The sequence below is a fragment of the Maricaulis sp. CAU 1757 genome (assembly GCF_054482675.1).
The window spans coordinates 1285093-1308673 of record NZ_JBTLRI010000001.1; the positions used below are offsets into that span (position 1 = coordinate 1285093).

General features: G+C 64.6%; 17 protein-coding genes and 1 riboswitch. Of the genes, 14 read left to right on the forward strand and 3 right to left on the reverse strand.

Translation table 11 applies throughout. The features are described 5' to 3' along the window. Positions 1-40 precede the first annotated feature (40 nt). Entirely contained in the window at positions 41-1804 is a 1764-nt protein-coding gene (locus tag ACXYMR_RS06035) for a pyridoxal phosphate-dependent decarboxylase family protein (RefSeq protein ID WP_458941860.1), read from the reverse strand. Between the two features lie 332 nt (positions 1805-2136). On the opposite strand from ACXYMR_RS06035, the gene ACXYMR_RS06040 reads away from it, so the two are divergent. Both ACXYMR_RS06040 and katG read left to right on the forward strand, forming a co-directional pair. Further along, positions 2137-4548: a DUF305 domain-containing protein gene (locus ACXYMR_RS06040; protein WP_458941861.1), complete on the forward strand. Its 2412-nt coding sequence runs from the start codon at positions 2137-2139 to the stop codon at positions 4546-4548. 487 nt (positions 4549-5035) lie between these two features. Next, positions 5036-7213 carry a catalase/peroxidase HPI gene (katG, locus tag ACXYMR_RS06045; protein ID WP_458941862.1) on the forward strand — a complete coding sequence of 726 codons (2178 nt, stop codon included), beginning with the start codon at positions 5036-5038 and terminating at the stop codon, positions 7211-7213. A gap of 76 nt (positions 7214-7289) precedes the next feature. Here katG and ACXYMR_RS06050 read toward each other — a convergent pair whose 3' ends face one another. After that, positions 7290-8060: a sulfite exporter TauE/SafE family protein gene (locus ACXYMR_RS06050; protein ID WP_458941863.1), complete on the reverse strand. Its 771-nt coding sequence runs from the start codon at positions 8058-8060 to the stop codon at positions 7290-7292. A 242-nt stretch (positions 8061-8302) separates the two neighbouring features. Between ACXYMR_RS06050 and ACXYMR_RS06055 the strand changes: the two genes are divergently transcribed. The 6 genes from ACXYMR_RS06055 (at position 8303) to moaA (ending at position 12442) form a co-directional block, all read left to right on the forward strand. After that, entirely contained in the window at positions 8303-8542 is a 240-nt protein-coding gene (locus ACXYMR_RS06055) for a MoaD/ThiS family protein (protein ID WP_458941864.1), read from the forward strand. A gap of 11 nt (positions 8543-8553) precedes the next feature. After that, complete coding sequence (locus ACXYMR_RS06060; RefSeq protein ID WP_458941865.1) at positions 8554-9063, forward strand: molybdenum cofactor biosynthesis protein MoaE; 510 nt, start codon at positions 8554-8556, stop codon at positions 9061-9063. Beyond that, entirely contained in the window at positions 9050-9586 is a 537-nt protein-coding gene (moaB, locus tag ACXYMR_RS06065) for a molybdenum cofactor biosynthesis protein B (protein ID WP_458941866.1), read from the forward strand. The genes ACXYMR_RS06060 and moaB overlap by 14 nt, the downstream gene beginning before the upstream one ends. Beyond that, positions 9583-10071, forward strand: coding sequence for a cyclic pyranopterin monophosphate synthase MoaC (gene moaC / locus ACXYMR_RS06070; RefSeq protein WP_458941867.1), 489 nt, complete (start codon positions 9583-9585; stop codon positions 10069-10071). Before moaB ends, moaC begins: the two co-directional genes overlap by 4 nt. Continuing rightward, positions 10068-11252 carry a molybdopterin molybdotransferase MoeA gene (locus ACXYMR_RS06075; protein WP_458941868.1) on the forward strand — a complete coding sequence of 395 codons (1185 nt, stop codon included), beginning with the start codon at positions 10068-10070 and terminating at the stop codon, positions 11250-11252. Before moaC ends, ACXYMR_RS06075 begins: the two co-directional genes overlap by 4 nt. Positions 11253-11324: 72 nt before the next feature. Then, positions 11325-11457, forward strand: a riboswitch (molybdenum cofactor riboswitch). Then, the gene (gene moaA, locus ACXYMR_RS06080; RefSeq protein WP_458941932.1) at positions 11450-12442 is read left to right on the forward strand and encodes a GTP 3',8-cyclase MoaA; all 993 of its coding nucleotides are present in this window, start codon (positions 11450-11452) and stop codon (positions 12440-12442) included. It overlaps the preceding riboswitch by 8 nt. Here the strand turns inward: moaA and ACXYMR_RS06085 are convergent. Further along, on the reverse strand, positions 12439-13212 hold the full coding sequence (locus tag ACXYMR_RS06085) for a cyclic nucleotide-binding domain-containing protein (RefSeq protein ID WP_458941869.1): 774 nt from the start codon (positions 13210-13212) through the stop codon (positions 12439-12441). The genes moaA and ACXYMR_RS06085 overlap by 4 nt on opposite strands. Positions 13213-13513: 301 nt before the next feature. Between ACXYMR_RS06085 and ACXYMR_RS06090 the strand changes: the two genes are divergently transcribed. From ACXYMR_RS06090 to ACXYMR_RS06115, 6 genes are all read left to right on the forward strand, one after another. Further along, entirely contained in the window at positions 13514-14887 is a 1374-nt protein-coding gene (locus ACXYMR_RS06090; RefSeq protein WP_458941870.1) for an MFS transporter, read from the forward strand. A gap of 70 nt (positions 14888-14957) precedes the next feature. Then, positions 14958-16397 carry a NarK family nitrate/nitrite MFS transporter gene (locus ACXYMR_RS06095; protein ID WP_458941871.1) on the forward strand — a complete coding sequence of 480 codons (1440 nt, stop codon included), beginning with the start codon at positions 14958-14960 and terminating at the stop codon, positions 16395-16397. A gap of 6 nt (positions 16398-16403) precedes the next feature. Next, positions 16404-20138 carry a nitrate reductase subunit alpha gene (locus ACXYMR_RS06100; protein WP_458941872.1) on the forward strand — a complete coding sequence of 1245 codons (3735 nt, stop codon included), beginning with the start codon at positions 16404-16406 and terminating at the stop codon, positions 20136-20138. Further along, the gene (narH, locus tag ACXYMR_RS06105; protein WP_458941873.1) at positions 20135-21664 is read left to right on the forward strand and encodes a nitrate reductase subunit beta; all 1530 of its coding nucleotides are present in this window, start codon (positions 20135-20137) and stop codon (positions 21662-21664) included. Before ACXYMR_RS06100 ends, narH begins: the two co-directional genes overlap by 4 nt. Positions 21665-21667: 3 nt before the next feature. After that, the gene (gene narJ, locus ACXYMR_RS06110) at positions 21668-22351 is read left to right on the forward strand and encodes a nitrate reductase molybdenum cofactor assembly chaperone (protein WP_458941875.1); all 684 of its coding nucleotides are present in this window, start codon (positions 21668-21670) and stop codon (positions 22349-22351) included. Then, a complete protein-coding gene (locus ACXYMR_RS06115; protein ID WP_458941876.1) occupies positions 22348-23565 on the forward strand; it encodes a hypothetical protein in 1218 nt (405 codons plus the stop codon). Before narJ ends, ACXYMR_RS06115 begins: the two co-directional genes overlap by 4 nt. Positions 23566-23581: the final 16 nt, after the last annotated feature.

The window sequence follows — 23581 nt, forward strand, 5'->3', positions numbered from 1 at the left end:
TGGCGGCTCGATCCCTCGCTCCCTTCCGCCAGCTTCCAGTTCAGTCGATCGCCGCAAGCGCATGCCGGATGGTGTCGGAAAATTGTGGCAGCAGGGCATCGCGGACGGATGTGCTGGCCCAATAGGGGTTCATGAAGACGCACCGGATCAGTACCAGTCGCGACTCGTCCACCTCTCCGTCAAAGCGCGCCACATGGCGGGCGACCTGGTTGTGATGGCTGGCGCTGCCCAGGGTGGTGGTCGTGACGACAAAATCCCCGGCCTGGCAAAGGGCGGCGTAAAGCGCCTCGGTTCGGCGATTGGCCGAGCTGAGCGCTTCCCCGGGTCTGCCGGCGGAGAAGCAGACGATATTGGCATCCGCCGGTTCCAGCACGTGAAGCTCCGGCTGGCTGGCCAAGGCAGACGTCCGGAAGGCTTCGCCTGACCGGATCATGCCGGCCAGGATCGCGCCGAACCGGGTTGGCGTGAACCCGATGGTCCGGCCGGTCAGCCATACCGCCGTCGCCCCGGCCGCCGAGCGCGAGCCTTCCAGGGTTGCGGTCCAGGGATCGTCGGAAATCTGCTTGCGTTCCAGGTAGGGCGCGTCGAAGGCCGATACCGTGTAATGACCCGCGTCGCGGGCGAGGAAAGCGCCGCAGGCATAGGGAACAAACCCCAGCTTGTGTGGATCGATGGTGACGGAATGGGCGCGTGAAACAGCCTTCAGGGCGGCGACGGCCTCCGGACGCAAAACTGTTTCGTGCGGGCCGCCGGGAATGGTGCAGAGGAAGCCGCCATAGGCCGCATCCACATGGTGCCAGATCCGCCAGCCCCGTTCATGTCGCCAATTGTCGAGGCGGTCGGCAATGCGGTCGATGGGATCGATCTTGGCAGTCTCGGTCGTCCCGGCCACTGAGACGACAGCGAGAACCGGCCGGCCATCCGTTCTCGCACGGTCCACCAGCCGTTCCAGATCGTCCAAATGTAAGCGCCCGTTCGCGTCGAGGCCGATTTCCCAGAACGCCTCTTCGCCGAGACCGAACACATTCGCGGCCTTGCGCCAGGAATAATGCTTGCTGGCAGGCACGAGAACGACCGGACCCAGATAGTCCCGGCCGCTGGCAAGCGAGAGACGACGGTGGACGTCTGACGGGTTGCCGGCGACGGCGCTGCACCGGCGCAGCGCCTCCGTTTCCGGCGCGTGTTGTTTCACCAGTTTGCCATAGTGCGCCCAGCCCATGTGGGCCGCGCTGAACAGGTCGAGAGGGCTGCCTTCCGTCTCGGCAATCCAGAGGGCCAGCGAGAGCCAGTGATCGAGCCGGTAGCGGGCGCGCCAGATGCCTTCGAAATTGGCAATCGTGCCGCCGGACGTGAAATGACCACGCGCCTGGTCTGGAGCGAAACCGACCATCTCGGCCAGCATGGAAATGGCTTCAGCCTCGATGACCGTGCCCACGCGTGACACTTCCTTGGAGGTATTGTTGGGATTGTGCAGTAGTGCGGTGAAGTGGCCGAACAGCGCCGGCAGGGTCAGCTCGGACACCATGTGGCCCGCGTACCGCGGTGAATAGGTCGCCGTCTCGCCACGCATCAGAGCTTTCAGTGCATCAAGCTGGCGGCTCATCGCTTGGCGCTCGACCACGAAGTCCGGCGAGGCCAGGTCTTCCCGGCTGATGGCGGCAGGATCGTCGCTGCGATCGCTTTTGCGCCAGTCGAGCCAGTCATCGAGAATGCCTTCAAACCCGGCGCGTACCCAGTCCTCATTCTCAGATTGTGGCCCGGGGAAGTAGGCTTTGGCGCCAACGGCACTGTCGCGTGCTGACATGGAGCATCCCTTCAACGCAGGTCAGGCTCAGGGCTATCACACGCTCATTCACCCGACCTTTTGTTGCAGGACAAACCAGCTGTTTCGCGTGCGCTTCCGTTGCACCGGGTTGCGAGGCGCCGACCGGGTTCGCCCTGACGTAATTGCACCCCGGCACAAGCTGCGGCGTCTCCCGACAGGATGGGCCGGAAACTCCCCGGCGGAAATTGCGGGCGGAAATCAGCAGCTCGACCGGGTCGATTGAGTCTTTTTCCGGCCGAAAGCGGCTGCAAGCGCTTGCCCCTGCCGAACCGGGCCTTAGTTTTCTCCGAATTGATTTTGGGAGGAGTCACATGGCCTTGAAGGCTAAGTTTTTCATCGGAACGGCTGTGCTCGCGCTCAGCACGGGACTGACTTCCGCCGGCCCGGCCGTCGCGCAGGACGCACCAATTGTGCAGCCCGGTGCGCCAGGCGAGGCGGTGCGCCAGCTGAGCGCCGAGGAGGCCGTTCAGATCGCCGCCAACCGCTATTCGCAGGATGATGTCCGCTTCATGCAGGGCATGATCCTGCACCATTATCAGGCGGTGCAGATGGCAGGGCTGGTCGGCGACCGCACCAACACGCAGGACCTGGTCGACATCGCCGGGCGGATCGACGCCTCCCAGGCCGACGAGATCGCCTTCATGCAAGGCTGGCTGCGCGAACGCGGCGAGGAGGTTCCGGATCCCGCGAATGATCCCCATGCCATGCACCATGACGGGCCCGATAACATGGCCGGTATGGCTACGCCCGAGCAGATGGCGGCACTCGCGGAAGCGAGCAGCACCGAGTTCGATGCACTTTTCCTGGAATTGATGATCGCGCATCATGAAGGCGCGGTGGAGATGGTCGATTTCCTGCTCGACCAGCGCGGTTCGGCCTATGATCCCGTCCTGTTCGATTTCGTCAATGACGTGCGTGGTGAGCAGCGTGCCGAAATCCGCCGCATGAACTCGACCCTGTCGGGCCTGTCGCAGGATCCGCGCACGGGTCTGGCCGGTGGGTTTCGCGATGCCGAGGAGGCGATTTCCAATCTCGCCCTGCTCGCCAGCCTGCCGAAGCCCACAGGATTCTTTGACGCCGAGAACCCGGCGGGCAAGCCACCGGAGATCCAGCCCGAGGACACCGACGAGGAGGTCGAGCGCCGCTTCGGTGATCGTGCGCCTTTCCTGAGCTTCTCCAACACCGATATCGCCTTCGCCCGGGACCTGATGGCCGTCGGCAATTACCACGGCTTCAACCTCTATCGCCTGGGCGCGGACGAGCCGCGCCTCATCAGCTCGGTCGTGTGCCCCGGGGGCCAGGGCGATGTGTCCATCATCGGTGACCTCCTGATCATGTCGGTCCAGGACACCCGCGGGCGAGTCGATTGCGGTCGCCAGGGTGTCACCGAGGAGGTCAGCGAGGAGCGCTTTCGCGGCATCCGCGTCTTCGATATTTCCGATCCGGTCGCGCCGCGACAGGTCGGGCAGGTGCAAACCTGCCGCGGCTCGCACACCCACTCCGTGGTGTCGAGCGATGACGAGCTCATCATTGTCTACAACTCCGGCACCAGTTCGATACGGTCCGAGGAAGAGCTCGCCGGCTGCGTGGCGGGTTTGCCCGGCGATGAAGAAACCGCGCTGTTCAGTATCGACGTGATCGAGATCCCGGTCGCCGATCCGTCGCAAGCGCGTCTCGTCGACAGCCCGCGGGTCTTTGCCGACGACGAAACCGGACGCATCGCCGGGCTTTGGGAAGGCGGCGACCACGGCGAAGGGACGCAGTCGACGCGGCGCACCGACCAGTGCCATGACATCACCGTCTTTCCGGCGCTCAACCTGGCTGCGGGCGCCTGTTCGGGCAATGGCATCATCCTCGACATCACAGATCCGCGCGCGCCGCGACGGATCGATGCCGTCGTGGACCAGGGCTTTGCCTACTGGCACTCGGCCACCTTCAACAATGCGGGTACCAAGGTCCTGTTCACCGACGAATGGGGTGGCGGCGGCCGGCCGCGCTGCCGCGCTCAGGACCCGAGTGATTGGGGCGCCAACGCGATCTTCGACATCGAGAACGGCCAGCTAGAGTTCGCCGGCTATTTCAAGATCGCCTCGGCCCAGACCGAAGAAGAAAATTGTGTCGCTCACAACGGCTCGGTCGTGCCGGTCCCGGGGCGCGACATATTCGTCCAGTCCTGGTACCAGGGCGGGATCTCGGTGATCGATTTCACCGACAGCGCCAACCCGTTCGAGATCGCCTTCTTTGATCGCGGTCCGATCGACGAGGAGCAGATGATCAGTGGCGGCTACTGGTCGTCCTACTGGTATGACGGCCGCATCTACGGCAGCGAGATCGCCCGCGGTCTCGACGTGTTCGAACTCGTGCCGAGCGAGCACCTGTCGGCCAACGAGATCGCCGCGGCCGCACTCGCCGACCAGGGCGAAGCCTTCAACCCGCAGCAGCAATTCCCGGTCAGCTGGCCCGACCACCCGGTCGTCGGCCTCGCCTATGTCGACCAGCTCGCGCGCCAGAACGCCCTGTCGCCCGAGACGGCCGCGGCCTTGTCCGGGTCACTCGGTCGAGCGGTGGAGCTTGTCGAGGCCGGGTCGCGCGATCGCGAGCTGGCATCCGAGCTGCAGCGTCTGGCGCGCGAGCTGCCGTCTGCCGAGGCCGGCTCCGCCACTGCCGAGCGGGAAACCGCCCTGCGCGATGTGCTCAACGGGGTGGCGGCCAGCCTGCGCTAGGCAGCCTGCGTCACCCCTCTGAAAGCGAAGCCACGGCCCATCCAGGCCGTGGCTTTTCATTGTCACCCTGCGGTTTTCCCGGCCCCGAACCAGACAATCGACCCGGGCCGGTTATGAGGCCTGGCGCAGTGTTGGCGCGAGGAAAGCTCAAGACCGCAAGCAGCGCCCCGGACGCCGCGAGGGGGAGCTTGCGACATTTGTCTGGCTGGTTGCCGGAAGCGTTGCGCGAGCGGCCGAGGCGGGCATGAATGCTGCCCCCTTCCGCGACCTGGTGCCCAACGGCCCCAACCGCCATCAACATCTGAACTGGTGGCTTGGCTGTGGTCGGCGAGGGTCCCGGAATAGCGAAGCTGCCTGGGCATGAGGCTCACCATTAAGGCAAGTGATCGCTCCGGTTGGAAGAATCAATTGGGCTCTATGGCTCTGGCCGGGTAGTAAGGGGCGGTCCTTGTTACACCACCAAAACGCATCAGATACGGAGCCGACCATGGACGGATACAACGTGATGAAAGGCGGCTGTCCCGTCATGCACGGCGGCAATACCGATATTGGCAACAGTCCCACGCGCTGGTGGCCCAAGACTCTCAACCTTCAGATCCTGCATCAGCATGATGCCCGCTCCAACCCCATGGACCCTGACTACAACCATCGGGAGGCTGTGAAGGCGCTCGATTTTCAGGGTGTCTGGGACGATGTCGAAAAGCTCCTGACAGACAGCCAGGTCTGGTGGCCGGCGGACTGGGGGCATTATGGCGGCCTGTTCATTCGCCTGTCCTGGCACGCGGCCGGGTCGTATCGCCTCGGCGACGGTCGTGGCGGGGCCGGCACCGGCAATATCCGCTTCGAACCGCTGAACTCCTGGCCGGACAATGCCAGCCTCGACAAGGCGCGGCGCCTGCTATGGCCGGTCAAGAAGAAGTACGGCAACGCTCTGTCCTGGGCCGACCTTCTGGTGCTGGCAGGGACGGTCGCCTACTCGAACATGGGCCTGAAGGTCTTTGGCTTTGCCTTTGGCCGCAAGGATATCTGGGGCCCGGAGATCGACATCAACTGGGGCAATGACAGCCAGATCCTCGCCCCTACAAATGAGCGCGTCGAGGACATTTCGGACGCGACCTCGATGGACAACCCGTTTGCCGCGTCGCACATGGGCCTCATCTACGTGAATCCCGAGGGCGTGAACGGCACTCCGGATCCGGCTGAAACGGCCAAGTATGTCCGCATGACTTTCGGTCGCATGGCCATGGATGACGAGGAAACCGCGGCCCTGACCGTCGGCGGCCATACCGTCGGCAAGTGTCATGGCGGGCTGGCAGCGGAGGATGTGGGCCCGGCGCCGGCCGGCTCCGACATCATCAATGCGGGCTTCGGCTGGAGCGACCCCGGCTATGACGGCAATGCCAATACGGCGCACACCTCCGGTCTGGAAGGCGCGTGGACGTCAAATCCGACCAAGTGGGACAATGGCTATCTCCACCTGCTCTTCAAGTACGAGTGGAAGCCGGTCAAATCCCGAGCGGGTGCATGGCAGTGGGAGCCGATCGACATTGCCGAGGAGGACAAGGTGCCGGACGCGACCGACCCCTCAATCAAGCACAACCCGATCATGACCGATGCCGACATGGCGATGAAGGTCGATCCGGTCTACCGCGCGATCTGCGAGAAGTTCCACGCCAACCCGGATTACCTGTCGGAGACCTTTGCCAGGGCTTGGTTCAAGCTGACCCACCGCGATATGGGGCCGAAAGCCAATTATTATGGGCCCTTTGTGCCTCAGGAAGACCTGATCTGGCAGGACCCTGTGCCCGCGGGGACCACCGGCTATGACGTCGACGCGGTCAAGGCGAAGATCGCTGACAGCGCGCTGAGTGTCGCCGAGCTGATCGCTACCGCCTGGGACAGCGCCCGAACCTATCGCGGCTCGGACATGCGGGGCGGTGCCAATGGCGCACGCATCCGTCTGGCACCGCAGAAGGACTGGGACGGCAATGAACCGGCCCGCCTGGCCAAGGTGCTTGGCATTCTCGAGCCGATTGCCGCCGAGGCGGGGGCGTCTGTGGCCGACGTCATCGTGCTGGCGGGCAATGTCGGTCTGGAACAGGCCATCAAGGCCGCCGGTCATGACATCGCCGTTCCCTTCGCACCGGGCCGTGGCGACGCCACCGACGAGATGACCGATGGTGACAGCTTCTCGGTCCTGGAGCCGGTCGCTGACGGTTTCCGCAACTGGCAGAAGGATGATTACGGCGTCCCGGCCGAAGAGATGCTGCTCGACCGGGCACAGCTTCTGGGTCTGACCGGTGCAGAAATGACCGTGCTGGTTGGCGGGCTTCGAGTGCTTGGTGCCAACCATGGTGGCTCGCGGCATGGTGTCTTTACCGAGCGCGAAGGACAGCTGACCACCGACTTCTTTCAGGCGATCACCGACATGGACTACAAGTGGGTCGCGGTCGGGGATGGCAGCGCATACCAGCTGCAGGACCGGTCCACCGGTGAGGTCCGGTACACGGCGACGCGTGTCGACCTTGTATTCGGGTCGAACTCGATCCTGCGTGCCTTTGCCGAGGTCTATGCACAGGATGACAACGAGGCGAAGTTCGTGCGCGACTTCGTTGCCGCATGGACAAAGGTGATGAACGCCGACCGCTTCGATCTCGTGGCCTGACCGGGTGATGGTTCGGGCAGGTCGCGGCCTGTCCGAAACGCTTGTCGCTGGGGCAGGCGGGCTTTCCAGTCTGGCCCTAGATCATTCCCAGCCAGCGAGAGATGAGTCGCACGGCGACATAAAGGATCAGGATCGCGGTCAGCCGCCGGATCAGGGTCGGGCTGAGCCGATAGCCGGCCAGCCAGGAGCCGACCTGTCCGCCGACCAGGACGGCCAGTGGCAGGGGCCAGTAGGGGGCGGCAAGCGCGAGCAGGGCCATGTCCTGCAGCTTGGTCAGCTGCCCGGCGAGGCCGGACAGCGAGTTGATCAGGATGAACAGGCTGCTGGCGGCCGCGATCTGGCGTGGCGTTCCCCACTTCAGGACATAGAGAACCGGGGCCAGGAAAATACCGCCACCAATGCCCACGAGGCCGGAAAGCAGGCCGATGGCCCCGCCGATTCCGGCCGCCAGGAGATGTGGTGGCGAGCGACGCGGGGTTTCACCGGCCGCCGTTTGCGCCGTGTCGCGTTGCACGGCGAGGTGCACTCCGGAAACCAGCAGGGCGCAGCCCAGCAATCCGACAAACACTGTTTCACTGACCGGCAGGCGCCCGCCAATCCAGGCTGCCGGTATCGATGCGACCAGAAACGGCAGGAGCCGCCTGACGGACAGGTCGCCAGTGCCAGCGAAACGCCACACCCCGCCGCTCGCGACAATCAGGTTGCAGAGCAGCGCCACCGCCGGGATGATCCGGTAATCGGCCTCGCCCATGACAAGCAGCGCATTGTAGGTCGAGCCGCCGCCGAAGCCGACGCTGGCGTAAAGGGTGGCGGTGATCAGAAAGGCGGCAATGAGCAGCAGGGGCATCGGACACGCCAGGGGTTCCGGGGATCGGGTGGACCCAGTCTTAGATCACTTGGACCGCCTCTCACATCACATTGATTGCACTGGGCTGGTGAAAATAACTGCCGTCAGCATGATGAATGTCATGCCCTTCAACGGCTGCGCGTCCTAGACCATGAGGAGGCAGGCCGCCATGGACTTGGGCGATGGGGATCTGAACCGTGGCGAATACGCATGAACCGCCAAACCGCTAGTGTGAGGGCGCGATGAAGATTGGATTCTACGGGCAGATCGCAAGCTGCTTTGGCGGCCCGACAGAGATCGCGCTGCCTGAACAGGGCGAGACTGTCACCGCCCTGCGGCGGCGTCTGGCCCTGCAGTGCGACGCCAATGCCATCCTCGAGACGACCATACGCGCTGCAGTCAATGACCAGATCGTGCCTGAGGCCCACCGGGTTCTCCCGGGTGACCGGGTGGAGTTTCTCAGCCCGGTCTCGGGCGGTTGAGGGCAAGCGCAATGACGGCATCGGTCAGCTGTGAAACCGTGCGCGCGGAACTGGCCTTCGCGCCGATAGATGCTGCGGCCTGGCTGGACGAGTTGCGCGAGCGGACCCGCCGGTTGCACGGCGGGCATGGAGCGCTGGTATCGTTCGAAGGTGTCGTGCGTCCCGAAACCAAGCAGGGCGAGCCGTTGCACAGGCTGGTGCTCGACCATCATCCGCGCATGACCGGGCCGTCCTTGGCCCGGATTTCAGGGGACGGCGCCGCGCGCTTCGACGTGAGCGCGGTTTCGGTCGTGCATCGGGCCGGGAGCATGGCCCCCGGCGAGCTGATCGTGCTGGTCGCGGTGACCAGCGATCATCGCCGCGAGGCGTTCCGCTGCGCCGACTATGTGATGGACCGGCTCAAGACCGAGGCCGTGTTCTGGAAACGCGAACAGGGACCGTTCGGTGAACGTTGGATCGAGCCGACCTCGCGCGACACGCAAGACCGGGAAAGATGGAGTGAAATTCATGCCGGGGATTGACCAAAGCCTACCCTTTTATCCGCTGAACCTCGCGGTCCTGACGGTCTCCGACACCCGGGACGAGGCGACCGACACCTCCGGGGCTCTGCTGATCGAACGGGCCCGCGCGGCCGGCCATGCCGTGGTCGAGCGCGTCATCGTCACCGACGAGATTACCGAGATCCGGACTGTCGTCAGCCGGTGGGTGGCGGATCCCGGCATCGACGTTGTCCTGACCACCGGCGGTACCGGGTTTTCGCCACGCGACGTCACTCCAGAGGCCATCAGGCCGCTGTTCGACCGCGAGATGGACGGGTTTTCCGTGGTTTTCCACCAGGCGAGCATGGCCAGTGTCGGTGTATCGACCCTCCAGTCCCGCGCTTTTGCCGGCCAGGCTGGCGAGACGTTCATCTTCTGTGTTCCGGGGTCGACGGGTGCCTGCCGTGACGCCTGGGACCATGTTTTCGCCTTGGAGCTGGACAGCCGGTACCGGCCCTGTTCGCTGGTCGGCCAGGTCGAGCGTTACAGGGGGATGTGCGCATGAGCGAGCTCACCCATCTTGATGCCGACGGGCGGGTGCACATGGTCGATGTCAGCACCAAGCCGGCAAGCGTGCGGCAGGCTGTCGCCAGTGGCCGGGTCCGTTGTCTGCCCGACACGCTGGCCATGGTGCGCGAGGGGCGGACGCCCAAGGGGGCCGTGATCACGACCGCGGAGCTGGCCGGTATCATGGCCGCCAAGCGCACGCATGAGCTGATCCCGCTCTGTCATCCGTTGGCGCTCAGTAAGGTCGCCGTTTTGATCCGGCTCGACGACACCCTGCCGGGGTTCCGGCTGCAGGCGGATGTGCGTCTGACCGGCCAGACCGGGGTCGAGATGGAAGCCCTGACCGCGGTCAGCGTCGCGGCGCTGACGTTGTATGACATGCTCAAGGCGGTCGATCGGGACATGGTCATCGAAGCCGTGCGACTGGAGGCCAAGAGTGGTGGGGCATCCGGTGATTGGACGGCCGGGGCCGACGCTCCATGATCGACTTCGACACCGCCCTGGCGCGCGTGATCGCGCTGGCCAAGCCGCTGGGGCTGGAAACGATTGCCTTCTCCGAGGCTGCCGGCCGGGTGCTGGCGGCGCCGGTTACGGCCCGCTTTGCCATGCCGCGCAGTGATGTGTCGGCCATGGACGGGTATGCGGTGCGTGACGCCGACCTCGGTGATCTGCCGCTTGAACTGCCGGTCTCGGGAGAGTCAGCGGCCGGCTCGGTCCCGGGGCAGGTCCTGCCAGCCGCCACCGCGTTCCGGATCTTCACCGGGGCGCCCGTGCCCGGGGGGGCTGATCGCGTCATCGTGCAGGAGAATGCCGAGCGTCACGGTGATGTCGTACGTTTCGTGCGACCGCACGGAGCGGGGCGGCATATTCGCCGCGCCGGGTCGGACTTTGCCGCAGGCGACAGTCTCCTCGAGGCCGGCGTGCGACTTGATTGGCGCGCCCTGACCACGGCTGCGGCGGCGGATCGCGCCGAGCTGGTGGTGTATCGACGGCCCAGGGTCGCCATCATCGCCACGGGCGATGAGCTTGCATCACCCGGCGAGGCGCACCTGCGGCCGGGCGCTATTCCGGAAAGTGTGTCGCCGGGGATTGCGGCTTTGGTTTCCGCTCATGGCGGGATTATCGCGCATTGCGAGCGGGTGCCGGACGATCCGGATCGCCATGCCACAGCCGCGACGCAAGCCCTCGAAGGCGCTGATATCCTGATCATGATCGGCGGAGCGTCGGTCGGCGACCGGGACTTCTCGCGGTCGGTGCTGGGGTCGAAACCGGACTACGTGTTCCCGAAGGTCGCGATGAAGCCCGGCAAGCCGATCTGGCTGGCCCGGACAGGACAGCGGCTGGTCTTGGGGCTGCCGGGCAATCCGACATCGGCGCTGGTTACGGCGCGGATGTTCCTGGCTCCTCTGCTCACCGGACTGGGCGGCGGCGATGCGGCCGGGTCAGTCAAGTTCGAAACCGGTGTCTGCGCCGACGGGCTACCGGCCTGCGGTGATCGCGAGACCTTCCTGCGCGCTCGCCGGACGGACGTCGGTCTGGTGCTTGCGGGGTCGCAGGATTCCAGCAGCCAGTTGTCGCTGGCGGCGAGCGATGCGCTCATTCGGCGCACTCCCGGCGCCCGGGCGGAAGCGGCCGGGGCAGCGGTGAGTTATGTGTGCTTCTGAGCCGCTGCTTGATTGCAATCAATCCGAACCGGCGAGACGGTCAAAGACAGCGGGAAGACGGCGCCCTATCTTCGTCTCAGACAGCTCCGAGCCGTGTTGCCTAAAGTCTGCCGAACCGTCGACAGGCCAGGGTGGGTCGGCCGTGGGTGACGGTGGGAAACCGCGTCGCCTCCCGTGCTTGGAAAGGAGCCATGCGTATGAACTACCCCGGCGCGATCGCGGCGGATGCCTTCGGGCGCCGGTTCCGCTATTTGCGGCTGTCGGTGACGGATGTGTGCAATTTCCGCTGCACCTACTGCCTGCCCGACGGCTTTCGCAAGACCGGCCCCATGGACTTTCTCGCGGCCGATGAGATTGACCGCCTGGTCCGGGCCTTTGCCCGGCTCGGCTTCCGAAAGGTGCGTCTGACCGGCGGCGAGCCGACGGTGCGCAAGGACCTCACGCAAGTGATGGCCAGCATTTCCGGACAGCCTGGCATCGACAAACTCGCCCTGACCACCAATGGCTGGAACCTGGCCCGTCATGTCGATGACTGGGTCGCCGCCGGCCTGACACATCTCAATGTCAGCATCGACGCCCTCGATCGCGATGCCTTCAGGCGCATCACCGGGCATGACCGGCTGAACGACGTGCTCGCCGGCGTCGAGCGGGCGCTGGTTCTGCCCCTAAAGGCGGTGAAGGTAAACGCCGTGCTGCTGCGAGACGGCCTCGACGATGATTTCTCGCAGTGGACCGACTTCGTCCGCGAGCGACCGGTTTCTGTCCGCTTCATCGAGCTCATGCGCACCGGGGACAACAAGGCGTTCTTCGACGACCAGCATGTGAGCGGTGAAGTCTTGCGCGCGTGGCTGCAGGGCAGAGGCTGGACAGCCATGGAACGGGGCGTCGACGACGGTCCGGCCATTGAGTTTTCCCACCCGGACCATGCCGGGCGGATCGGCGTGATTGCGCCCTATGCTCCCGGTTTCTGCGACAGCTGCAACCGCTTGCGCGTAACCGCTCGCGGTCAGCTGCGCCTGTGCCTGTTCGGCCAGGGCGGGTGCGACTTGCGGGACCTGCTGGCCCGCGATGGCGACACCGAAGCGCTGGCGGCCCGCATCGTCGACGCCTTGACCTTCAAGCCGGTCGCGCACGGACTCCACAACGCCAATCCGGGCGACATCCGCAACCTGGCCCAGACAGGCGGCTAGGCCTGGTCTTCGTCCAGCACGCCGCGCTGGCGTTCGGTGAAGGCCTTTCCGAGATCGCTATTGCTCTGCTTGTAGTGATTGTCCATGAGCGGGGTCGGGCGGGCGAGACGCTCGAGCGCACCCACCTTGGTGAAACGCACATGCGAGCCTTCGACCCCGACGCCCTGGGCAGACAGTTTCGAGAACGCACGCGACAGGTTCTCCGGGGTCATGCCCAGCAGGGACGCAAGCACACGTTTTTCGTGCGGCAGCACGATCTCGTCGCTTTCGCCCTGTCGGGCCCTCTGGGTCAGCAGATAATTGGCCAGGCGCTCCGTTGAATCACGCAGCTTGTGGCTCTTCATCGAACGGACAACGCCGCGATAACAGCCGGCAAGTTCCTCCGACACGGCAAATCCGAAAGCGGCATCCTCCTTCATGGAGCGGCGCAGGGAATCCCCGGGCACCATGAGAATTTCCGAGCGTTCCAGAGTCACCGCGCTCATCAGGGCGTCGGCTTCCAGCACCAATGCCGCCAGTATGAAGGTCGAGACCGGCCGCAGAATGGCGAGTGTGGTGTCCTTGGACTTCCAGCCGGCGCCCAGCTCCACGGCGCCGTCGAGCAGGATGTAGAGGAAGTCGACCGGGTCGCCCTCCATCAGCAAGGTCGTATTGGCCGGGAACCGCTGCAGGAAAGCGCCGTTCATCGCCTTTTCGAACGTGGCCTCGTCGGCGCTCCGGAAGAAAGAAATGTTTCGAACGCGCTCGGCGTCGCCTTCTCTAATGGGCATGCCTGCTCCCCGCGCAGTCGAACGCCTCTCGGATGCGAATTCACCCGGGACGGGTCGTCCAGTAATGCAAGGCTCAAGCTTCACTTGATGAATGTCAAGCGGTCGACGCCTCTATTTCCGTTGCCGGGTGTGTGCACATCATGTCGTCCGAACCTCCCGGTCATGCCGGGAAAGATCGATCTCAATAATCGCCGCCGAAAGTACATTCAGCAAGCTGGTGCTTTACAATAATCAAGGCCGTCGGACGGGAGCTCCGACACACCTGCACTCAACAAGTCTCATCGATCCTGGGGGTGCAGCCATGTCAACGGACCGGACACAAGATGCCAGCGGTGCAACGGCCGCCTTGGGTCTGAGCACATTTGCCTTCACGGTCTGCTTCGCCGTGTGGACGATCTTTTCCATCATCGGCGTGCAGATCAAGCAGGAGCTCGGCCTGAGCGAAAGCCAGTTCGGCCTGCTGGTCGCAACGCCGGTGTTGACCGGTTCGATCAGCCGCATCTTCCTCGGCGTGTGGGCCGAACAGATCGGCGGCCGGGTGCTGTTCCCGATCCAGATGCTGATCACCGCGGTCTGCGTCTGGCTGCTGACATCGGCGGACAGCTATCCGCTGTTCCTCGTGGCGGCGCTGGGTCTCGGCCTCGCCGGCGGTTCCTTCATCATCGGCGTGTCCTACGTCTCGCGCTGGTATGCCAAGGACCACCAGGGCACGGCGCTGGGCATTTTCGGAGCCGGCAATGTCGGGGCCGCGGTGACGAATTTTGCCGCGCCATTCCTGGTCGTGGCCATCGGCTGGGAAGGCACCGCCCGCGTCTATGCCGTTGTGCTCGCCGTCACGGCGGTCCTGTTCTACCTTCTGGCGCGTACGGACCCGGTGCAGGCGGAACGCCGGCAGTCGGGCGGGACAGGCGCTTCGGCCGGGTCCCAGCTCGCGCCGTTGAAGAACATCCAGGTCTGGCGCTTTGCTACCTACTATTTCTTCGTATTCGGAGCCTTCATCGCCCTGGCCAGCTTCCTGCCGCGCTACTACGTCGGCGCCTATGGTCTCGAATTGACCACGGCCGGCGTTCTTGCGGGACTGTACTCGCTGCCCGGTTCGGTGTTTCGAGCCTTCGGCGGCTGGATGTCGGACAAGTGGGGCGCGCGCGCCGTCATGTACCTGACCTTCATCGTCTCGCTCGTCGTGCTCTTCCTCATGAGCTATCCGCAGACGCGCTACATCGTCTCGGGGATCGAGGCTCCGATCGAGTTCGATTTCGGGCTGTCCATCGGGGTCTTTGTCACCCTGACCGTGATCCTCGGCTTTGTCATGAGCCTCGGCAAGGCGGCGGTCTTCAAGCACATCCCGGTCTACTACCCGCACCATGTCGGTTCGGTCGGCGGCCTGGTCGGCATGATCGGCGGCCTGGGCGGCTTCTTCCTGCCCATCTCCTTCGGTGTTCTGCTGGACTTCACCGGTGTGTGGACGGCGCCCTTCATGCTGATGTTCGTGCTCGTCGCCGTCTCCACGGTGTGGATGCACCTCGCCATTCGTCGCATGGAACGCCGCAAGCACCCGGCGCTGGGCGACGAGAAATGGCTGTCCGACGTCCCGGATGCCCCCTTGGCGCGCCCGCAAGCTGATCCGAATCCCGATCCGCAACCCGCTGCCGCCATGCCGCGTCCCGCCACCTGATCCCGCCCCGTCGGCGCGGCCCCCAGCGGCGGCTCCGACCTCCTGACCACAAAGGCCAAAGAGCTAGACAATGACCCAGGAAACCCCGTCGCCGAGACATGTCCTGACCGACTGGCGCCCCGAGGACGATGCCTTCTGGCAGACGCATGGACGGAAGATCGCCGGTCGCAATCTGTGGATCTCGATCCCGGCCCTGCTCTTGGCCTTCTCGGTCTGGATGGTGTGGTCGGTGGTGGTCGCCAAGATGCCGGCCATAGGCTTCGATTTCACCGTCGACCAGCGCTTCTGGCTGGCGGCGCTTCCCGGCCTGTCCGGTGCCACATTCCGCATCGTCTACAGTTTCATGATCCCGATATTCGGCGGCCGGCTCTGGACCGCCCTGTCCACCGCTTCGCTACTGGTGCCGGCCATCGGCATAGGCCTGGCGGTCCAGGACCCGGAGACGCCCTATACCGTGTTCATCGTGCTCGCCCTGGCGTGCGGTTTCGGCGGCGGCAATTTCGCCTCTTCGATGGCCAATATCGCCTACTTCTTCCCGAAGAAGGAAAAGGGCAATGCGCTGGCCCTGAATGCCGGACTCGGCAATCTCGGCGTCAGCGTAATGCAGTTCCTGGTTCCCATCGTCATCACCCTGGGCGTTTTCGGGGCCCTCGGCGGCGAGCCGCAGAGCCTCGACGACGGCACCCGGCTCTGGCTCCAGAATGCCGGCTTCGTCTGGGTCCCCTTCATCATCGCCGCCACGCTGGCAGCATGGTTCGGGATGAATGACATCGCCGCGGCCAAGGCGTCGCTCAGCGATCAGATGTCGATCCTGAAGCGCAGCCACAACTGGATCATGTGCGTCCTCTACACTGGCACCTTCGGCAGCTTCATCGGCTATGCCGCCGGCTTCCCGCTGCTGATCAAGACCCAGTTTCCCGACATCAACGCCCTGTCCTTCGCTTTCCTGGGACCACTTGTCGGCGCCCTGTCACGGGCCGGTACCGGCTGGGTGTCGGACAGGTGGGGCGGCGCACGGGTCACCTTCTGGACCTTCCTGGGGATGATCATCGCTGCCTTAGGGGTCCTGCAATTCCTGCCCTCCGGCGATGATGCCGGCAGTTTCTGGGGCTTCTTCGGCTGCTTCATGGCGCTGTTTTTCCTGACCGGGGTCGGCAACGCCTCGACCTTCCAGATGATCCCCTCGATCATGCGCAAGGAAACCGCACGCCTGATGCCGGGCATTTCCAGCGCCGAGCAACTCAGGGCGTCGGAGCGGGAGAGCGCGGCGATCATCGCCTTCACCAGCGCCATTGCGGCCTATGGTGCCTTCTTCATCCCCAAGGCCTACGGCACCTCGATCGCCATGACCGGTGCGCCGCACGGCGCGATCTGGACCTTCCTCGGTTTCTACGTCGTCTGCCTGGCCCTGACCTTCCTCCTCTATTCGCGTCCCGGCGGGATGCTGTTCGATCTCGAGCGCGGCCGTGAAACGCCCGGCTCAGCAGCGGTCGCGGCCCAGAAAGGATAAGCTCCCATGAGCCACACACTCGACAGACTGACCTTCTTCCGGCGCCAGACCGAGCTGTTCTCCGGCAAGCACGGGGTTCTCAACGACGAGGACCGCACCTGGGAAGAGGCGTACCGGAACCGCTGGCGCCACGACAAGATCGTGCGCTCCACCCATGGCGTGAACTGCACCGGCTCGTGTTCCTGGAAGATCTACGTCAAGGGCGGGATCGTGACCTGGGAGACCCAGCAGACCGATTATCCGCGCACCCGCGACGACCTGCCCAATCACGAGCCGCGCGGCTGCGCCCGGGGCGCCAGCTACAGCTGGTATCTCTATTCGGCCAACCGGGTGAAATACCCCTTGATCCGGGCGCGCCTGGTCAAGGCCTGGCGCGAGGCCCGCAAGACCATGCCGCCTGTCGCGGCGTGGAAATCGATCCAGGACGATCCGGCCAAGCGCGAGGATTACACCAGCCGTCGCGGGCTCGGCGGCTTCGTCCGCGCCAAGTGGGACGAGGTCAATGAGATCATCGCGGCAGCCAATGCGCACACCGTGAAGACATGGGGGCCCGACCGGGTCTTCGGCTTCTCTCCGATCCCGGCCATGTCCATGGTCTCCTATGCCGCTGGCGCGCGCTATCTCCAGCTGATCGGGGGCGTAACCGGCTCATTCTACGACTGGTATTGCGACCTGCCGCCAGCCAGCCCCCAGACCTGGGGCGAGCAGACCGACGTCGCCGAAAGCGCCGACTGGTACAATTCCAACTTCCTGATCCTGTGGGGGTCGAACGTTCCCCAGACCCGCACGCCGGACGCTCATTTCTACACCGAGGCCCGCTACAAGGGCATCAAGTCGGTGGTCATCTGTCCGGACTATTCGGAAGCCTCGAAATTCTCCGACCTCTGGCTCGCCGCCAAGCAGGGCACCGATGCAGCCCTCGGCATGGCGTTCGGCCATGTCATCCTGACCGAGTATCACCGTGACCGGGAAGTGCCGTACTTCCGCGACTACGTGCGCCAGTACACCGATCTTCCCCTCTTGGTCCGGCTCGTTCCCCAGGAAGACGGCTTCGTGCCCGAGCGCCTCCTGCGGGCGGCAGACTTCGACGGCGCCCTCGGCGAGAGCAACAATCCCGACTGGAAGACAGTGGCCCTCGACGAAACCTCAGGGAAGGTCGTCGTGCCCAATGGCTCGATCGGGTTTCGCTGGGGCGAGGACGGAAAGTGGAATCTCGAGGAGCGCGAGACCGGCGGTGCAGAGACCCGGCTTCGCCTCGGCCTCAAGGGCGTCGAGGACGAGGTCGCCAAGGTCCGCTTCCCCTACTTCGCGAATACGGCGTCGAACGGTTTCGCTTCGACCGATCACCCCGATGTCCTGACCCGCAACATTCCGGTCAGGAAGATCAAGCTGGCCGATGGTACGGAGACCCTGGTCGCCTGTGTCTACGACCTGCTGATGGCCAATTACGGCGTCGACCAGGGCTATGGCGGCGAGCATCTCGCCGGCAGCTATGACGACATGGAGCCCTACACCCCGGCCTGGGCCGAAAAGATCACCTCGGTCCCGCGGGCCAACATCATCGCCACGGCACGCGGCTTCGCCACCAATGCGGAAAAGACCAATGGCAAGTCGATGGTGATCATCGGTGCCGGCATGAACCACTGGTACCACATGGACATGAATTACCGCGCGGTGATGAACATGCTCATCCTGTGCGGCTGTGTCGGCCAGTCCGGCGGCGGCTGGTCCCACTATGTCGGCCAGGAGAAACTGCGCCCGCAGACCGGGTGGGCACCGCTAGCCTTCGGCCTCGACTGGGTGCGTCCGCCGCGCCAGCAGAACTCCACATCCTTCTTCTACGCCCATACCGACCAATGGCGCTACGAGACCGTCCCGGTGGGCGAGATCCTGTCGCCGACGGCCGAGGCGGGCGACTGGTCGGGCAGCTTCATCGACTACAACGCCAAGGCGGAACGCATGGGCTGGCTGCCCTCGGCCCCGGCGCTGAAAACAAACCCCATCGAGGTCGCGTCCAAGGCCAAGGCGGCCGGCCAGGCTCCCGGGGAGTATGTGGCGCAGGCGCTCAAGTCCGGCGAACTGGAAATGTCCTGCATGGACCCGGACGACCCGCACAACTGGCCGCGCAACATGTTCGTCTGGCGCTCCAACCTGCTCGGTTCGTCGGGCAAGGGGCACGAATACTTCCTCAAGCACCTGCTCGGCACCGATCACGGAGTCCAGGGCAAGGACCTGGGCGAGATGGGGCATGACAAGCCGCGCCAAGTGAAATGGCATGACGAGGCGCCGCGCGGAAAGCTCGACCTGCTCGTCTGCATCGACTTCCGCATGTCCACCACGGCGGTCTATTCCGACATCGTGCTGCCGACAGCGACCTGGTACGAAAAGAACGATCTCAACACGTCCGACATGCACCCCTTTATCCACCCGCTCGGAGCGGCGGTGGACCCGGCCTGGGAAAGCCGGTCGGACTGGGACATTTTCAAGGGGATCGCCAGGACGTTTTCCGAGGTGGCACCCGAGGTGCTCGGTGTCGAGACCGACGTCGTACTGACACCGATCCAGCATGACAGTCCGGCCGAGATGGCCCAGGCGCGCGGCGTCAAGGACTGGTATCTCGGCGAATGCGACCCGGTGCCCGGCAAGACCATGCCGGCGGTGGCCGCGGTGGAACGCGACTACTCGCAGATCTACGCCAAGTTCACCGCGCTCGGCCCGCTCATGGACAAGCTCGGCAATGGCGGCAAGGGCATCGGCTGGAATACCCAGCCGGAAGTCGACAAGCTGGCCTCGCTGAATGGCGAGATCCTCGAGGACACGGTGGCCCGGGGGCGTCCCCGCATCGACAGCGACATCGACGCCTGCGAGACCATTCTCATGCTGGCGCCGGAGACCAATGGAGAGGTCGCGGTCAAGGCCTGGGAAGCGCTGGAGAAACAGACCGGACGCGAGCACACCCACCTGGCCCGGCCCAAGGAAGACGAGAAGATCCGCTTCCGCGACATTGTCGCCCAGCCGCGCAAGATCATCACTTCGCCGATCTGGTCGGGCATCGAGAGCGAGCATGTCAGCTACAATGCCGGCTACACCAATGTGCACGAGCTGATCCCGTGGCGCACCCTGACCGGACGTCAGCAGCTCTACCAGGATCATGACTGGATGCGGGCCTTCGGCGAGACCCTGGTGGTGTACAAGCCGCCGGTCGACCTCAAGACCCTCCATGTCATGGGCGACAAGCCCAATGGCAATCCGGAGATCACCCTCAACTTCATCACGCCGCACCAGAAATGGGGCATCCACTCGACCTATTCGGACAACCTGCTGATGCTCACGCTCAATCGTGGCGGGCCCGTGGTCTGGGTCTCGGAGGCCGACGCCAAAAGGGCCGGGGTCGTCGACAATGACTGGGTGGAAGTGTTCAACGCCAATGGCGCGCTGACGGCCCGTGCGGTGGTGTCCCAGCGGATCCGTGAAGGCACGGTCTTCATGTATCACGCGCAGGAGAAGATCGTGAACACGCCGGGATCCGAGATCACCGGCAAGCGGGGCGGCATCCACAATTCCGTCACGCGGGCGATCCTCAAGCCGACGCACATGATCGGCGGTTACGCGCAGCTGTCCTACGGCTTCAATTATTACGGCACGGTCGGATCGAACCGCGACGAATTCATCATCCTGCGGAAGATGAACAAGGTCGACTGGCTCGATGAGCCCGCGTCCCAGATGGAGGGTGCGCGATGAAAATCCGGGCTCAAATCGGCATGGTTCTGAACCTCGACAAGTGCATCGGGTGTCACACCTGCTCGGTGACTTGCAAGAACGTGTGGACCAGCCGCGACGGCGTTGAATACGCCTGGTTCAACAATGTCGAGACCAAGCCGGGCATCGGCTTTCCCAAGGACTGGGAGAACCAGAAGCGCTGGAATGGCGGCTGGCGGCGCAGGAAAAACGGCCGCATCGAGCCCCGGATGGGTGCCAAGTGGCGCATCCTGTCGAAGATCTTCGCCAATCCCGACCTGCCCGAGATCGACGATTATTACGAGCCGTTCGACTTCGACTATGCCCATCTCCAGACCGCCCCGGAGATGAAGGCCTTCCCGACCGCCCGTCCGCGATCGAAGATCACCGGCGAGCGCATGGAGAAGATCGAGTGGGGCCCGAACTGGGAGGAAATCCTCGGCGGCGAGTTCGAGAAACGCAGCGAGGACTACAATTTCGAGGGTGTCGAGAAGGCGATCTACGGCGCCTTCGAGGAAACCTTCATGATGTACCTGCCGCGCCTGTGCGAGCACTGCCTCAACCCGACCTGTGTCGCGGCCTGCCCGTCCGGCGCCATCTACAAGCGTGAAGAGGACGGCATCGTCCTCATCGACCAGGACAAGTGCCGCGGCTGGCGCATGTGCGTCTCCGCCTGCCCCTACAAGAAGGTCTATTACAACTGGGAGAGCGGGAAGTCGGAGAAGTGCACCTTCTGCTATCCGCGCATGGAAGTCGGACAGCCCACGGTGTGTTCGGAAACCTGCGTCGGCCGCATCCGCTATCTCGGCGTCCTGCTCTATGACGCAGACAAGATCGAGGAAGCGGCGGGAACGCCGGACGAGCAGGACCTCTACCAGGCCCAGCTCGATGTCTTCCTCGACCCCAACGACCCGGAGGTGATCGAGCAGGCCCGTGCCGATGGTGTGCCCGAGGCCTGGCTGAAGGCGGCCCAGGTCAGCCCGGTCTACAAGATGGCGATGGAGTGGAAGGTCGCCTTCCCGCTGCACCCTGAATACCGCACCCTGCCCATGGTCTGGTACGTGCCGCCGCTCTCGCCGATCCAGTCGGCCGTCGCTGCCGGCGCCCTCGAGACCGACGCCGAAATGCCGGATGTTTCCTCCATGCGCATTCCCGTGCGCTACCTCGCCAACCTGCTGACGGCGGGCAAGGAGGAGCCGGTCGTGGCGGCGCTGGAGCGGATGATGGCGATGCGCCAATACATGCGCGCCAAGACCGTCGAAGGCGTCATCGACCATCCGACGGCGGAGCGTGTCGGCCTCACAGCGGCCCAGATCGACGAAATGTACCGCTACATGGCGATCGCCAATTACGAGGACCGGTTCGTCATTCCGACCACGCACCGCGAGACCAGCGAGGACGCCTACGGGCTGCGCGGCGGATGCGGTTTCACCTTCGGCAATGACTGTTCCGGCGGGCGCACCGAGCTCGGCCTGTTCGGCAAGGACAAGCGTCCGCGTGCCAAGACCCAGACACCTCCGGAGGGCTGACCCATGGCCATGACCTATCGTGCACTCTCGCGCCTGCTGTCCTATCCCGAGGCGCAATTGCAGGCGGAAGCCGGCCTCTGCGTCGAGGTGATCCGCGGCGAGGGCCTCGTGCCCGAGCGCATCGTCGGCTCGCTCGGCAAGCTGGCCGACCACATCGCCGGCAGCGACCTGTTCGCCGCCCAGGCGGCCTATGTCGATCTCTTCGATCGCACGCGCAGTGTTTCGCTGCACCTCTACGAGCACGTGCACGGCGAAAGCCGCGAACGCGGACCGGCGATGGTCGGGCTGGTCGAACTCTATCGTACGCACGGCCTGGAAATGGAGGTCAGCGACCTGCCGGACTACCTTCCGGTCTTCCTCGAATTCCTCTCGACCATTGAGGACGAGGAAGCGGCCTCGTTGATCGGTGAGGCGGCGCATGTGTTCGAAGCCATCGCGGAACGGCTGAAGAAGCGGCAGAGCCCCTACCGGTCGATCTTCGGGGCGCTTCTGGCGGTGTCGGATGCACCGGCGGATCGCGATGCGGTCAGGAGCCTGCTGTCGATAGAGGACGATGACCCCAACGACCTCGAGGCGCTCGACAAGGCGTGGGTCGAGGAACCGGTCACCTTCGGCGCCGGTGACGCCCGGGACGGATGCCCCAAGGCACAGTCCATGGTCGATGCGATGCAGGGGGGGGCGCAATGAGCCGGCTCGGTGTGACAATCCTGGCCGCTCTGGGCGGCCTTGCATGCAGCGTCCCGGTGCTGGCTCAGCCGGGCGGCGAGCCAGACGGGCAGGGCCTTTCTGCAACGCCCATAATCAACCTGCGGGCCCGGGCCGAGCAGGTCTCCCAGGACGGGCTGGACGATACCACCGCCCTGACCGTGCGGGGCCGTTTCGGCTATGATGTCGCGCTGGCCGCAAGCTGGAGTTTCCTGGTCGAGGCCGAGGCCGTCGGACACCTCAATGACGACTTCTCCGATACCGTCGAGACCATTCCCGGCAAGGCGGTAATTGCCGACCCGGAAGTGTTCGAGCTCAATCGTCTGCAGCTGTCCTGGCGGGGCGAGGCGGCGCACGCCACGCTGGGACGTCAGCGCATCATCCTCGACGATGCCCGCTTTGTCGGCAATGTCGGTTTCCGCCAGAACGAGCAGACCTATGATGCCGTCCGGTTCGGGTATTCGGGCTTCTCCGATGTCACCCTCGACTATGCCTATATCGACACGGTGCACCGCATTTTCGGTGATGACAGCGCGATCGGCGAGTTCGACAGCGACTCCCACATCGTCCGGCTCGGCCTCGCCACCGGGTTCGGGGATTTCGTGGCCACCGGCCTGTTCCTCGATTTCGCCGAGTCGACAGCTCTTTCGGGTCGGACCCTGGCCGTGGGCTGGTCTGAAACCTGGGCGTTGGACGCCGGCGAGCTTCGCCTGAATGCCCGATTGGCCCTGCAGGGCGAACACAATGGTCGCGGACCCGCACGGGAGCTGGGCTACCAGGCTTTCGGTGCCAGTCTTGCGCGCGGCAATCTCACCTTTGTGGGTGGCGTGGAAATCCTCGAAGGCGCCGGCGGAACCGGCTTTGCCACACCGCTTGCGACCCTCCATGCCTTCCAGGGCTGGGCCGACGTTTTCCTGTCCACACCGGCGAGCGGACTTCGCGACGCCAGCCTGGGTCTCAAGGGCGGCGGCATTCACCTGATCGACGGCGCTGCACCTGCCAGCTGGGCCGTCATCTATCACGACTTCGACAGCGACAATGGCCGCCTGTCTTACGGCTCGGAGCTCGATGCGGTGTTCCGCCTGCCGGTCAATGACTGGCTCACGGTCGAGGCCAAGGCAGCGCTCTTCAATGGTGACCGGAACGGTCCGGCGGACCGGACGAAATTCTGGCTGGCGCTCGAAACGAGCTTCTAGCCCTCGATGAAAGGAT